This window comes from Acidovorax sp., assembly GCF_046294525.1.
In the GTDB taxonomy this organism is placed as follows: Bacteria; Pseudomonadota; Gammaproteobacteria; order Burkholderiales; family Burkholderiaceae_C; genus Acidovorax.
On record NZ_JBKBKQ010000001.1, the window covers coordinates 229,167 to 242,424 of the forward strand.

A 13,258-nucleotide genomic window follows, 5' to 3' on the forward strand; every position below is an offset into this window, starting at 1 on the left:
AAAAAAATCGAGTTGGCGCGCCAGCAACACAGACGCTGGCCGTGCCATGGCCTCAACCGGGCGCGAGCGCCTGGGCGAGAACATCGGTGGATGCCCCCCGTCAGGGGGTCGTGAAAGAAGTCGTCAGTTCAAGTGCTAGATCGGCGCCACTCCCAGCGTGGTGCCGCCGCACACGTACAACACCTGCCCGGTCACGAAACCGTTGTCGGGCGAAAGGAAAAACAGCGCCGCGCGCGCCACGTCGTCGGGCGTGCCCATGCGGCCCACGGCGATGCTGTTCAGGATGCGCTGCGTCTGCGGTGCACCTTCGGGGTTGCTCTGGCGGAACAGCTCAGTGGCGATGGGCCCTGGGCCAATGGCGTTGACGGTGATGCCGTCACGCCCAAGCTCCATGGCCAGCGTGCGGGTCATGCCGATCATTCCGGCCTTGGTGGCCGAGTACACGATGCGCTCGCCCTTGCCTAGCGCAGCGCGCGACGACATGTTGACGATGCGGCCCTGCCCGCTGGCGCGCAGCGTGGGCAAAAAGGCTTGCACCAGCAGCATGGGCGCGCGCAGATGCAGGCCCACCACGTCATCCAGCTGGGCGGTGGTCGCGGTGTCGATGGTGCCGGGGCGCGTGGCGCCCGCGTTGTTCACCAGCGCCGTGACGTTGTGCTTGGCCGCAATCTCGGCCGCACGTTCGCGGGTCGATGCCTCGTCGGTCAGGTCGCCCTGGTACGAGGTGAGTTGCGAGTGGCTCCAGGTGGGCAGCACATAGTCCAGGTTGACCACGGCGTGGCCCTGGGCCAACACGGCTTCGGCAATCGCGCGGCCGATGCCGTTGCTGGCGCCGGTGATGACGGTAACCGGTGTCGGGTTGCGCTCGATTTCGGTCACACGCGCTCCAGGATCACGGCAATGCCTTGGCCCACGCCGATGCACATGGTGCACAGCGCGTACTTCCCGGCGTGTTCGTGCAGGCGGTTGACGGCGGTGGTGACCAGGCGCGCGCCGCTGGCGCCCAGCGGGTGGCCCAGTGCAATGGCGCCGCCCCAGGCGTTCACGCGCGCGTCGTCGTCCTTGATGCCCAGCGCGCGCAGCACAGCCAGGCCTTGCGCGGCAAAGGCTTCGTTGAGTTCGATCACATCCATGTGGTCGATGGTCAGGCCCGTCTGCGCCAGCACCTTCAGCGTCGCCGGCGTGGGGCCAAAGCCCATGATGCGCGGCGCCACACCGGCCACGGCCATGCCCACCACGCGGGCGCGGGGCTTGAGGCCGTACTTGGCGGCGTTGGCTTCATCGGCCAGCAGCAGCGCGCAGGCGCCGTCGTTCACACCCGAGGCGTTGCCCGCCGTCACCGTGCCATCGGGCCGCACCACGCCCTTGAGCTTGGCCAGCGCTTCCAAGCTAGTCTCCCGCGGGTGTTCGTCCTGGCTGACGATGATGGCATCGCCCTTCTTTTGCGGGATGTGCACGGGCACGATCTCGCGCGCCAGGTGCCCAGCCTTGATGGCGGCCACGGCATTGAGCTGGCTGCGCAGGGCCATCTGGTCCTGGGCTTCGCGCTCAATGTTGAAGTCGGTCGCCACGTTCTCGGCGGTTTCGGGCATCGAATCCACGCCGTACTTTTCCTTCATCAGCTTGTTGATGAAGCGCCAGCCAATCGTCGTGTCATACACCGCGTTGTTGCGGCTGAAGGCCGACTCGGCCTTGGGCATGACAAAGGGCGCGCGGCTCATGCTTTCCACACCGCCCGCGATCATCAGGCCCGCCTCGCCCGCCTTGATGGCGCGCGCTGCGGTGCCCACGGCATCGAGCCCCGAGCCGCAAAGGCGGTTGATGGTGGCGCCCGCTACATCGATGGGCAGGCCCGCCAGCAGGCTGCTCATGTGGGCTACGTTGCGGTTGTCTTCACCGGCCTGGTTGGCGCAGCCGTAGAGCACGTCGGTCACCGCCGCCCAGTCCACGCCGGGGTTGCGGTCCATCAGCGCCTTGATGGGGATGGCGCCCAGGTCGTCGGTGCGCACGCTGGAGAGCGCGCCGCCGTAGCGGCCGAAGGGGGTGCGGATCGCGTCGCAGATGAAGGCTTGGCGTTGTTGGCTCATGGTTTTGTCTCCTCGTTTCTGGGGGGGGTGGATTCAGGCGGCGGGGCGAATGGGCAGGCCCACCAGTTGCTCCAGCTCAGCGTGCGACAGGCCGGGCACGGTGTCGATGAGCTGCAGCCCGGTGGGTGTGCAGGCCAGTGTGCACAGATCGGTGTAGATGCGCTTCACGCAGGCGACACCGGTGAGCGGGTAGGTGCATTGCGTGACGATCTTGCTGGCACCCTGCTTGGTCAGCAGGTCCATCATCACCCAGGTCTGCTTGGCGCCGATGGCCAGGTCCATGGCCCCGCCCACGGCGGGGATGGCGCCGGGCTCGCCCGTGCTCCAGTTGGCCAGGTCGCCCGTGGCGCTGACCTGGAAGGCGCCCAGCACACAGATGTCGAGGTGCCCGCCGCGCATCATCGCGAAGCTGTCGGCGTGGTGAAAGTACGCGCCGCCGGGCAGCAGCGTGACGGGCTGCTTGCCCGCGTTGATCAGGTCATAGTCCTCCAGCCCCGCAGCGGGCGCCGGGCCCATGCCCAGGATGCCGTTTTCGCTTTGCAGGATGACCTCGCGGCCTGCCGGGATGTGATTGGCCACCAGGGTCGGCTGACCGATGCCCAGGTTGACGTAGGCGCCGTCGTGGATGTCTTGCGCCACGCGCTTCGCCAGTTCTTCTTTACTACGCTTTTGATAGCTGCTCACGCTTACTCCTCAGGCGGCAGGTGCCAATTTCATGCTGATTTTTTGAATCCACCCGCCTGGGTCGCAGTGCGCGCGATCTGAACCACATGGCTCACGTAGATGCCGGGGGTGACGATGGCTTCGGGGTCCAGCGCGCCCAGCTCCACCACCTCGTGCACGGTGGCAACCGTGGTCTTGGCAGCCGTGGCCATCACGGGGCCAAAGTTGCGCGCCGACATGCGGTAGGTGAGGTTGCCCCAGCGGTCGCCCTTCTCGGCCTTGATCAGGGCCACGTCGCCGTGGATGGGGTACTCGAGCACGTAGTGTTTGCCGTTGATCTCGCGCGTCTCCTTGCCCGCAGCCAGTTCAGTGCCATAGGCGGTGGCGCAGAAGAAGGCGCCGATGCCCGCACCCGCAGCGCGCAGACGCTCGGCCAGGTTGCCCTGGGGCACGAGTTCGAGCTCCAGCTTGCCGCTGCGGTACAGGACGTCGAACACGTAGCTATCCACTTGGCGCGGAAAGCTGCAGATGATCTTGCGCACCTGGCCCGCCTTGAGCAACGCGGCCAGGCCCTGGTCGGCGTTGCCTGCGTTGTTGTTGACCACCGTTAGGTCACGCGCCCCCTGGGCGATGAGGCCATCGATCAGCTCGCCCGGAATGCCGGCGGTGCCGAACCCGCCTATCAACACCGTGGCACCATCCTTCACCCCCGCAAGGGCCTGGGCCACCGAGTCCGCCAGTTTGTTGATCATTGCAACGCTTTCTTGGTTTCTCTGTTGTCTCTTTGAAATTTGTTCATATATAGAACAAATGTTCGCTTAAAGAATTATAGTTTGCATACGTATGAATTCCCAAACCCCTGAAGCCAAAGACCCCAAACCGAGCGACAGCTATGTGCAGTCGTTCGCGCGCGGGCTGGAGGTGATCCGCTCGTTCAGCGCGGCCACGCCGCAGCAAACCTTGAGTGAAGTCGCCGCGCAGACAGGCCTCACGCGCGCCGGCGCGCGCCGCATCCTGCTCACGCTGCAGACGCTGGGTTATGTGGAGACGGACGGCAAGCTGTTTCGCCTGACCCCGCGCATCCTGGACCTGGGGTTTGCGTACCTGTCCTCGCTGCCCATCTGGAACCTGGCCGAGCCGGTGATGGAAGACCTGGTGGAAGAGGTGCGCGAGTCGTCATCGGCGGCAGTGCTCGACGGCCTGGACATCGTCTATGTGCTGCGCGTGCCCACGCACAAGATCATGCGCACCAACCTGGGCGTGGGCTCGCGCCTGCCCGCGCCGTGGACGTCGATGGGCCGCGTGCTGCTGGCATCGCTGCCCGACGACGAACTGGAGGCCCGGCTGCAGGGCCACCCCATGGAGCGGTTCACCGAGCACACCACCACCGACGTGGATGCGCTGCTGGCCCACATCCGCACGGCACGCCAGCAGGGCTGGTGCCTGGTGAACCAGGAGCTGGAGGAGGGCCTGATATCCATTGCCACGCCCCTCACCGACCGCGCGGGTCGCACGGTGGCGGCGCTCAACATCAGCGGCCAGGCCAACCGCACGAGCGAGGCGCAGATGCGCGAGCAGATGCTGCCCGCGCTGCTGCGCGCGGCGCGCATCATCTCGCGCATGATGGGCGCGCCGGGCCACTGACTGGCCCCCCAAAAAAAAGAAAGCCCGCGCAATGCGGGCTCACTTGGGCGTTGAACGCTTATGCAACAGCGGCCACGCCGGCACCGCGCTTCTTGCGCGCCAGCAGGCGCAGAAGGGGGGGCACCGACACCATGGCGGCCGCGCCAACCCACAGGCTGATGGAGATGGGGCTTTCCACCAGAATGCCCAGCTCGCCGTTGGTGATGGACAGCGCGCGGCGCAGGTTCTGCTCCATCATGTCGCCCAGCACAAAACCCAGGATCAGCGGCGCCATGGGCACGCCGCGCTTGCGCAGCAGGTAGCCCGCCACGCCAAAGCCGGCCATCAGCAGCAGGTCGAACGTGGTGGCATGCACCGAATACACACCCACCGCGCTCACGGCCAAAATGCCGGGCACCAGCATCCAGTTGGGCAGGCGCAGCACGCGGGTGAACACGCCCACCAAAGGGATGTTGATAAACAGCAGCATCACGTTGGCGATGAACAGCGAGGCGATCAGCCCCCAGACCAGCGTGGGGTTCTGCGTGAACAGGGCGGGGCCGGGCGTGATGTTGTAGAGCGACAGCGCGCCCACCATCACCGCCGTGGTGCCCGAGCCCGGCACGCCCAGCGTGAGCATGGGCACGAACGAGCCTGCGGCCGAGGCGTTGTTGGCGGCTTCGGGTGCCGCCACACCGCGGATGTCGCCCTCGCCAAAGCGGCCATCTTCACCGGCCAGGCGCTTTTCCATGGAGTAGGTCATGGCACTGGCAATGGTGGCACCCGCGCCCGGCAGCACGCCCACCACAAAGCCCACCACGCTGGAGCGCAGCGTGCTCCACCAAGTCTGCGCCACTTCCTTCAGGTTGAAAAGGCTCCGGCCGGTGACCTGGATGATCCCTTCGTTGCGGTGGTGCTGCTCCAGCATCAGCAGGATTTCGCTGACCGAGAACACGCCGATCACCACCACGATGAACTGGATGCCGTCAGACAGGTGCACGCTGTCGCCGGTGAAGCGGTACACGCCCGAGTTGGAGTCCAGCCCCACGGTGGACAGCGACAGGCCGATGACGGCGGCCAGCACTGCCTTCATGGGCGCATCGCCCATCAGGCCCGTGATGCAGGCAAACGCAAAACACATCAGCGCAAAGTATTCGGCCGGTCCAAAGGCCAGCGCCCAGCGGGCCAGCAGCGGCGCGAACAGCACGATGCCCGCCGTGGCCACCAGCGAGCCGATGAAGGAGCTCCAGGCCGAGATCGACAGCGCCACGCCGCCCAGCCCCTTGCGGGCCATGGGGTAGCCGTCCAGCGCGGTCATGATGGCGCCCGCGTCGCCGGGCACATTGAGCAGGATGGACGAGATGCGCCCGCCGTATTCGCAACCCATGTAAACGGCAGCCAGCAGGATCAGCGCCGTCTCGGGCGGCAGCTTGAGCGCAAAGGCCAGCGGCATGAGAATGGCCACGCCGTTGATGGGTCCCAGGCCCGGCAGCATGCCCACCACGGTGCCGATGAATGCACCCAGCGCCGCCACCATCAGGTTGGAGGGCGTGAGTGCCACGCCAAAGCCGGACCACAGGTATTGCAGCGTATCCATCTCACCGCCCCCCGAAGATGAAGGCCAGCAGACCGGTGGGCAGGATCACGTCCAGCAGCTTGTCGAACATCAAGTACATCACCACGCCCATGCCCACCCCGGCAGCCAGCGACTGGCGCCAGGTGCCGCCAAACGCGATGCCCACGGGCAGCGCCATCAGCGCCGTGGCCAGCGGAAAGCCCAGCCACTGGAACAGCGTCACATACACGGCGATGGCCGCCAGCGCCAGCGCCAGCGGCTTGAGGTGCTGCCAGCGGTTGGCCGGGGCGCCCGTTACGCCCGGTACGCCTGCGGCATCCGCGTTAGCGTCGGCAGGTGCATGCGAAGCCGCCGCCGCACCGGGGCGCACCACCAGCCACGCGCCAGCGGCCACCATGAAGGCCGACAGCAGCAGCGGGAAGGCGCGCGGCCCCACGGGTTCGTACGAAATCTCGGCCGCGTAGCCTTGGGCGGCCCAGGCCATGCCGGCGCCCACGGCCACGGCCACAGCGCCCAGAATGCGATCACTCATGTGGTTCTCCTCATGCGGCAGCCGCAGCTGCGCCCGGGCGGCATGCCCAGGCGGCTGCTCACGGCTGGCGTGATGAATGGGGAAGGGTCGGTTACTTGCTGACGTTCAGGCCGAACTCGGCGGCCAGCGTGCGGTACTCGCCCACGCGCTTCTTCACGTAGGCATCAAGCTCAGGCCCGGTGAGCGTGAACTGGAACAGGCCGCGTTCGGCGCGCAGCTTCTGGAAGGCCGGCGTGGCCAGCATGCGGCTGAAGGTGTCCTGCCAGACCTTGTAGTCGGCATCGCTGACCTTGGGGCCCAGATAGAAGCCGCGGATGATGGGCCATTCGATGTCCAGGCCTTGCTCCTTGGCGGTAGGCACTTGCGCCAGGCCACCGTCCAGCCGCTTGTCGGCCATCACGGCCAGCACGCGGATCTTGGCGCCGGCCTTGATCTGCTCTTCGGCCTCGGACGCGTCGCCCGAGTACACGTGCACGTGACCCCCCTGCAGCGCAGTCAGCGCCTCGCCACCGCCTTCAAACGCCACGAAGCGCATGGACTTGGGGTTGAGCCCGGCCGCGCGCGCGGTGAGCGCAGCCTTCATCCAGTCCTGGCTGCCCACGGTGCCGCCCGCGCCAAACACCACCTTGGTGGGGTCGGCCTTCACGGCGGCAATCAGGTCCTGCAGGGTCTTGAAAGGCGACTTCTCGGCCACGACGACGGCGCCAAAGTCGGTGCCGATGGCGGCCAGCCAGCGCACGTCGTTTTCGTTGTAGCGGCCGAACTTGCCTTGTGCCAGGTTGAGCAGCGAGCCGCCGGAGAACGCCACCAGGGTGTTGGACTCGGCCGGGCGCTGCGCCACGATGGCGTTGTAGGCCACCGCGCCAATGCCGCCGGGCATGTACGAGATGCGCATCGCATCGCTGATGTGCTTGCCTTCCATCAGGCCCGACTGCACGAGCTTGCAGGTCAGGTCAAACCCGCCGCCGGGCTTGGCGGGTGCGATGCACTCGGGCTTGTCCAGCGGGCCAGCAGCGGCTGCGGTGGCGGCGCAGGCCAGCACCAGCGGCAGGGCCAAGGACAGGAAGGAAAACTTGCGGTTCATGGGATCGTCTCCTGAAAAGTGTGTGTCCGGTCGGCAGAGCTGGCACGGGCTGAGCGGTGCACGCATGCCGACCGGTGCAGGGCACTGTATCGAGCGGCGACTTTCAAACCGCTTTCAGCGAAACGCCAAAAATTTCAGGGTAAACCCGGTGCCATGGAGGGGGCCGTAGCCTGGTCCGCAGCGGCCATTGGCGGCAGGCAGAGACTCACGCACAGGCCCTGGCCCGCGGCCCCTGGGGCAAAGCGCAGCTGGCCGCCATGCCGCTCCACCACCGACTTGACGATGGCCAGCCCCAGGCCCGTGCCCGGCAGGCGGGCGCCGCTGGCGCGGTAGAAGCGTTCGCCCAGCCGCGCCATCTCAGGCTCGGCCACGCCGGGGCCCGTGTCCTCCACCATCACCGCCACGCAGTCGGCCTGGGTGCGCACGCGCACCGTCACCTGCCCGCCGCGCGGCGTGTAGCGCAGGGCGTTGTGCAGCAAGTTGGACAGCGCTTCTTTGAGCAGCGCAGGGTGCGCCTGCGCCCAGGCGGGCTGGGGCGCGGGCTCCAGGCCCAGGTCCAGCCCGCGCTCGCGCGCATCGCTCCACCACTTGCGTGCCACGTCCCGCGCCAGGGCGTTCAGGTCTACGGGCTCGGCCGCAGCCTCGGCGCCCGCAGCGCTGTCGGCGCGCGCCAGCGCCAGCATCTGGTTGGTCTGGCGCACGGTCTCATCCAGCTGCTGCTTGATGGCTTCCAGCGCGCGGCGCTGCTCGTTGGCATCGGTCTCGCGCAGCGCAAAGCTGACCTGCGTGGCCAGCGTGGTGAGCGGTGTGCGCAGTTGGTGCGAGGCATCGTCCACAAACTGTCGGTGTGCCTGCGCCTGCCGGCGGTTGCGCTCCACATGGTGGTTGATGGCCTCCACCAGTGGCCGAACGTCGGCCGGTATGCCGTGCGTGGACACGGGCGTGAGGTCCAGCGCCGACCGCGACTGCACGCCGCTGCGCAGCCGCTGCAGCGGGCGCAGCGCCCAGCCCACGATGAGCACCATGGCGCCCATGGCCGCCACCACCAGCAGCACGTCCCGTGCAAGGGCCTGCAGCACCAGCACGCGGGTGAAGGCCTGGCGCGACTCCAGGGTTTCTGCAACCTGGATGACCAGACGCTGCGGGCCCACCTGGCCTGCCAGCGGTGGGTCGATGAAGCGCGCGTACGAGCCGATGCGCACCGGCGTGTCGTAGTACACCGCGTCGCTGAACTGCGGCCACTCTGTCACGAGCTCGTGCGGGGGCGCGGGCAGGTCGGCGTTGCCGATCTCCACCAGCTCGTTCTCGGTCGCCACGCGGTAGTACACGCGCCCGCTGGCCGTCAGCTCAAAGAACTCCAGCATGCGATAGGGCAGCTCCACGCCCAGACCTCCGCTGGCGGTGGAGATGTTGGCATCCATGGCCTTGATGGCGCCGAGCAACGACCGGTCGTAGGCCGCATTGGCAGCGTCCAGCGCGGTGCGCCAGGTCAGCCACAGCTCCATGCCCGCCAGCCCCAGCAAGCTGGGCAGCAGCACCAGCAGCAGCGTGCGCCGCAGGCTGAGCGTGTGCAACCGCTCCAGCAGGTCGCGGGCTTGCTGCCGGATCAAGCCGCGTTCTCCAGCACGTAGCCCAGGCCACGCAGGGTGGTGATCTGCACGGTGGATGAAGCCAGGCGCTTGCGCAGGCGGTGCACCAGCACCTCGGTCACCTCCGGGTTCACGTCCTGCTCGTCGCTGAAGACGCGCTCGATGATCTCCTGCTTGGACAGCGGCTCGCCGCTGCGCTGGATGAGCGCGCGCAGCACGGCGTGCTCGCGCGGCGTGAGGGCCAGCGGCTGGTGGCCCAACGTGAACTGGCGCGCGCCCGGGTCGTACGCCAGCGGCCCGCAGGCCAGGCGCGGGTGCTCGCCCCCGCGCGCGCGGCGCACCAGCGCGACCAGGCGCGCCTCCAGCTCAGCCAATTCAAACGGCTTGGCCAGAAAGTCGTCGGCCCCTTCGTGCAGGGTGCTCACGCGCTCCATCAGCGAATCGCGCGCGGTGAGGATGAGCACGGGCAGCGTGTGCCCCGCGTCGCGCAGGTCGGCCAGCACATCGTGCCCGCCCAGGCCGGGCAGGCCCAGGTCCAGGATCAACGCGTCGTAGCGGGTGGCCTTGAGGCTGCGGCGCACCATGCGCCCGTCGTCCACCCAGTCCGCCTGAAAGTCGGCCTGCTGCAAGGCACGCACAAGCCACGTGGCCAGCTCGGGCTCGTCTTCTGCCAGAAGAATGCGCATGGGACAACGGCCGCCGCCAAAGCAGCGGGAGAGTGAAAAGGCGGCCATTGTGCCGCTCCTTCACTCTCCCGTCGGGCGCGTTCCGCGGCGCCCCGTTTATCTACCCGCGCGTCAGTTGCGGCGGAAGCCCAGCACCAGCACCATGCCGCCCAGCACCATCGCGCCCAGGCTGAGCCATTGCGGCACCTGAACAGATTCTTTTTCTTTCACAGTCAGCTCCAGGGGCCCGAGCTTGGCCTGCGTGGTGTCCTTGGTGAAGCTGAAGCCGCCGGTCAGGAACCCTGCCAGCCCCAGCACCAAGAGCAGCACACCTACGATTCGCATTGCAGTCATGACAGTTCTCCCAAACAACCGGGCAGCAGCAAACACAAGAAGGGGAATCAACAAATACACGGGGTGTGCAAAGAAGACCCGGCTGGCTCCTCGTCTTTGCGCCACGCCACTGTAGGGTTGCCGCCGTTGCGCCCGCGTAGGACGCCGCCGCAGCCCTGCGTAGCGGGCACGCCTGAGAGATGCATTCCCCCCCCAACCCCACGCGCACATCGGCCAGGGGCTGCGTGCTACGCTCTCGCCCCATGTTCAGCCCCTCCCAAGCCGACGTGCGCCGCTTTCTGTGCGGCGTGCATGCCAAAACCCGAGACGGCGCCCCCATGGAAGCCATCGAAACCCTGGCCAGCCTGTGGATCGCCGAGCATCCCGAATACCACGCCGACCTGTCCGACGCCGACGCGGCGGTAGCCCGCAACTACGACCAAACGCCGGGCCAGACCAACCCCTTCCTGCACCTGTCCATGCACCTCTCGATCAGCGAGCAGTGCAGCATTGACCAGCCCCGCGGCATCCGCCAGGCGGTGGAGCTGCTGACCGCGCGGCTCGACTCATTGCACGATGCGCACCATGCCGCCATGGACTGCCTGGGGGAGATGCTGTGGGAGAGCCAGCGCGCGGGCCGCCCACCGGACGGCGACGCGTACATTGCGTGCGTGCAGCGGCGCGCCACGCAGGACTAACCCTCTTACCTTGTCAACAGGCGCCGCTGCGTTGATATCATTTTGATAGCTATTAGCGCTTGCTGCATAAGCGCTAGCGGCCATTTTTACTCATATCCGGAAGCACAAAACAAAAAGCCCGCAAGACGCGGGCTTTGTTGTTCAAGCGATGGCTTTTACGTTCAGCGGAAGCGCGATTGCGGCGTGACGTGCAGGTCGCCCTCGATGCTGCCCAGGTAGTTAGACAGCGCCTTCAGCTCGGCGTTGGTGAACTGCTTGGCCACGCCGGCCATGATGGCGTTGCTGCGACCCATGGTGTTGTTCTTTTCCACCTTGTACGACTTGAGGGCCACGAACAGGTAGTCCGCGTGCTGGCCTGCGATCTTGGGATAGGACGGGTCGATGGGCTTGGCAAAGTTCTCGCCGTGGCAGGACACGCAGGCGCCCTTTTGCAGCAAGGCGGCCACTTGCACGCTGGGCTCGCGCTTGGGTTTGGCGGCCAGCTCGGTGCTGGTCTTGCCGTGTTGTTCATAGTAGGCGGAGACGTCTGCGATGTCTTGTTCAGACAGCGTCTCGGCGATGCCACGCATGGTGGGGTGCTTGCGCTCGCCCTTCTGGTAGGCGGTCAGTGCGGCGGCGATGTACTTGGCGCTCTGGCCCGAGATCATGGGCACCTTGTGCACTTCCGGAAAGCTGGCCTGGTAGCCCGGGATGCCGTGGCAGCCAATGCACATGGCGATCTTTTGCTTGCCGGCTTCCACGTCGCCCTTGGCTTCCTGGGCATGGGAGATAGCGGTCACGGAAGCGACAGCCAGGGCGAATAGCGTGGTCAGCGTTTTGTTCATTTTGCGCGCACAATCTCGTGGAAGTTCAGCTCTGGGCTCTGATCAACCGCAGATTATAGCCAGCGCCCTGTCAAGCCCATTCATCAACGATCCGGTGTTTTCCCCCATGAAATTCCAAGGCTCCCAGAACTACGTCGCCACCCAGGACCTCATGCTCGCCGTCAACGCAGCCATCACGCTGCAACGGCCTCTGCTGATCAAGGGCGAACCTGGAACGGGCAAGACGATGCTGGCCGAGGAAGTGGCACAGGCGCTCGACATGCCGCTGCTGCAGTGGCACATCAAGTCCACCACCAAGGCCCAGCAGGGCCTGTATGAATACGACGCCGTGAGCCGCCTGCGCGACAGCCAGCTCAATGACGAAGGCAGCGCCGAACGCGTGAAGAACATCCGCAACTACATCGTGCAGGGCGTTCTCTGGCAGGCCTTCACGGCCGACCGGCCGGTAGCGCTGCTCATCGACGAGATCGACAAGGCCGACATCGAATTCCCGAACGACCTGCTGCGCGAGATCGACCGCATGGAGTTCTACTGCTACGAGACGCGCGAACTCATCAAGGCCAAGCACCGCCCGCTGGTGTTCATCACGTCGAACAACGAAAAGGAACTGCCCGACGCCTTCTTGCGTCGCTGCTTCTTCCACTTCATCAAATTCCCCGAGGCCGACACCATGCGGCAGATCATCAACGTGCATTTCCCCACGCTCAAGAGCGAGCTGCTGAGCGTGGCAATGAAGACGTTCTATGACGTGCGCAATCTGCCGGGTCTCAAGAAAAAGCCCTCCACCAGCGAACTGATCGACTGGCTCAAGCTGCTGGTGGCCGAGGACATTCCGCTCACCGCACTGCAAAGCGCCGACAACAAGGTGGCCGTGCCGCCGCTGGTGGGCGCGCTGTTGAAGAACGAACAGGACGTGAGCCTGTTTGAAAAGCTGGTGTTCATGAATCAGCGCAACCGCTGAAGACTGGAGCCCGGCCATGAGTTTCGTGGAACCGCTGGTCATGCGCCACAACGGGGTGCGGCTCGAACCTCTGGCGCTGTCGCATGAGGACGGGCTGCGCGCAGCCGCCGCTGATGGCGAGCTGTGGACGCTGCGCATCACATCCGTACCCGAGCCCGAAAACACCCGCAAGTACATCGAGGACGCGCTGCGCATGCGCGCCGATGGCAACCGCTTTGCGTTTGCCGTGGTGGATGAGGCCACCAGCACCGTGCTGGGCACCACGAGCTACCACGACATCCTGCCCGCCGTGAAGCGCGTGGAGATCGGCTACACCTGGTACCGCCAGAGCGTGCAGCGCACGCACGTCAACACCACCGCAAAGCTCTTGATGATGGGCCACGCGTTCGACACGCTGGGCTGCCACGTGGTGGGCTGGCGCACCGACAATTTCAATTTCGCGTCGCAACGCGCCATCGAGCGCCTGGGCGCCCAAAAGGACGGCGTGATCCGCGGCCACGCGCTGCGCCGCGACGGCACGATCCGCGACACGGTGATGTACAGCATGCGCGCTGGCGAGTGGCCCGAGGCCAAAGCGCAGCTGCTATATCTTTTAGAGCGCCGAGCGCACGCCCAATAAGCGC

The 13,258-nt window shown here is 66.4% G+C and carries 15 protein-coding genes; 4 read left to right on the forward strand and 11 right to left on the reverse strand.

Annotation, left to right across the window (positions count from 1 at the left end; translation table 11 throughout):
* Positions 1-135: 135 nt before the first annotated feature.
* From ACK4HJ_RS01050 to ACK4HJ_RS01065, 4 genes are read right to left on the reverse strand one after another with little or no spacing between them, the layout of a single operon-like run.
* Positions 136-879: an SDR family NAD(P)-dependent oxidoreductase gene (locus ACK4HJ_RS01050; RefSeq protein WP_409826894.1), complete on the reverse strand. Its 744-nt coding sequence runs from the start codon at positions 877-879 to the stop codon at positions 136-138.
* Positions 876-2,087 (reverse strand): 3-oxoadipyl-CoA thiolase, encoded by a 1,212-nt coding sequence (gene pcaF / locus ACK4HJ_RS01055; protein ID WP_409826896.1) that lies wholly within the window; start codon positions 2,085-2,087, stop codon positions 876-878. The genes ACK4HJ_RS01050 and pcaF overlap by 4 nt, the downstream gene beginning before the upstream one ends.
* A gap of 33 nt (positions 2,088-2,120) precedes the next feature.
* The gene (locus ACK4HJ_RS01060) at positions 2,121-2,771 is read right to left on the reverse strand and encodes a 3-oxoacid CoA-transferase subunit B (RefSeq protein WP_409826898.1); all 651 of its coding nucleotides are present in this window, start codon (positions 2,769-2,771) and stop codon (positions 2,121-2,123) included.
* A 29-nt stretch (positions 2,772-2,800) separates the two neighbouring features.
* Positions 2,801-3,502: a 3-oxoacid CoA-transferase subunit A gene (locus ACK4HJ_RS01065; protein ID WP_409826900.1), complete on the reverse strand. Its 702-nt coding sequence runs from the start codon at positions 3,500-3,502 to the stop codon at positions 2,801-2,803.
* 91 nt (positions 3,503-3,593) lie between these two features.
* Between ACK4HJ_RS01065 and ACK4HJ_RS01070 the strand changes: the two genes are divergently transcribed.
* Positions 3,594-4,394, forward strand: a complete 801-nt coding sequence (locus ACK4HJ_RS01070; RefSeq protein WP_409826902.1) for an IclR family transcriptional regulator — start codon at positions 3,594-3,596, stop codon at positions 4,392-4,394.
* Positions 4,395-4,452: 58 nt separating this feature from the next.
* On the opposite strand, the gene ACK4HJ_RS01075 is transcribed toward ACK4HJ_RS01070, so the two are convergent.
* The 6 genes from ACK4HJ_RS01075 to ACK4HJ_RS01100 form a co-directional block, all read right to left on the reverse strand.
* A complete protein-coding gene (locus ACK4HJ_RS01075; protein ID WP_409826903.1) occupies positions 4,453-5,970 on the reverse strand; it encodes a tripartite tricarboxylate transporter permease in 1,518 nt (505 codons plus the stop codon).
* Position 5,971: 1 nt separating this feature from the next.
* Complete coding sequence (locus ACK4HJ_RS01080; RefSeq protein ID WP_409826905.1) at positions 5,972-6,481, reverse strand: tripartite tricarboxylate transporter TctB family protein; 510 nt, start codon at positions 6,479-6,481, stop codon at positions 5,972-5,974.
* Positions 6,482-6,572: 91 nt separating this feature from the next.
* Positions 6,573-7,565, reverse strand: coding sequence for a Bug family tripartite tricarboxylate transporter substrate binding protein (locus ACK4HJ_RS01085; protein WP_409826906.1), 993 nt, complete (start codon positions 7,563-7,565; stop codon positions 6,573-6,575).
* 134 nt (positions 7,566-7,699) lie between these two features.
* Positions 7,700-9,175 carry a sensor histidine kinase gene (locus tag ACK4HJ_RS01090; protein ID WP_409826908.1) on the reverse strand — a complete coding sequence of 492 codons (1,476 nt, stop codon included), beginning with the start codon at positions 9,173-9,175 and terminating at the stop codon, positions 7,700-7,702.
* Complete coding sequence (locus tag ACK4HJ_RS01095) at positions 9,172-9,840, reverse strand: response regulator (protein WP_409827383.1); 669 nt, start codon at positions 9,838-9,840, stop codon at positions 9,172-9,174. Before ACK4HJ_RS01095 ends, ACK4HJ_RS01090 begins: the two co-directional genes overlap by 4 nt.
* 111 nt (positions 9,841-9,951) lie before the next feature.
* Positions 9,952-10,173, reverse strand: a complete 222-nt coding sequence (locus tag ACK4HJ_RS01100; RefSeq protein ID WP_409826909.1) for a hypothetical protein — start codon at positions 10,171-10,173, stop codon at positions 9,952-9,954.
* Between the two features lie 242 nt (positions 10,174-10,415).
* Between ACK4HJ_RS01100 and ACK4HJ_RS01105 the strand changes: the two genes are divergently transcribed.
* On the forward strand, positions 10,416-10,850 hold the full coding sequence (locus tag ACK4HJ_RS01105) for a DUF1841 family protein (RefSeq protein WP_409826911.1): 435 nt from the start codon (positions 10,416-10,418) through the stop codon (positions 10,848-10,850).
* A gap of 161 nt (positions 10,851-11,011) precedes the next feature.
* Here ACK4HJ_RS01105 and ACK4HJ_RS01110 read toward each other — a convergent pair whose 3' ends face one another.
* Positions 11,012-11,674: a c-type cytochrome gene (locus ACK4HJ_RS01110; protein WP_409826913.1), complete on the reverse strand. Its 663-nt coding sequence runs from the start codon at positions 11,672-11,674 to the stop codon at positions 11,012-11,014.
* Between the two features lie 106 nt (positions 11,675-11,780).
* Between ACK4HJ_RS01110 and ACK4HJ_RS01115 the strand changes: the two genes are divergently transcribed.
* Together ACK4HJ_RS01115 and ACK4HJ_RS01120 are read left to right on the forward strand one after the other, a co-directional pair.
* A complete protein-coding gene (locus tag ACK4HJ_RS01115; RefSeq protein ID WP_409826915.1) occupies positions 11,781-12,635 on the forward strand; it encodes an AAA family ATPase in 855 nt (284 codons plus the stop codon).
* Positions 12,636-12,651: 16 nt separating this feature from the next.
* The gene (locus ACK4HJ_RS01120; protein WP_409826917.1) at positions 12,652-13,254 is read left to right on the forward strand and encodes a GNAT family N-acetyltransferase; all 603 of its coding nucleotides are present in this window, start codon (positions 12,652-12,654) and stop codon (positions 13,252-13,254) included.
* Positions 13,255-13,258: the final 4 nt, after the last annotated feature.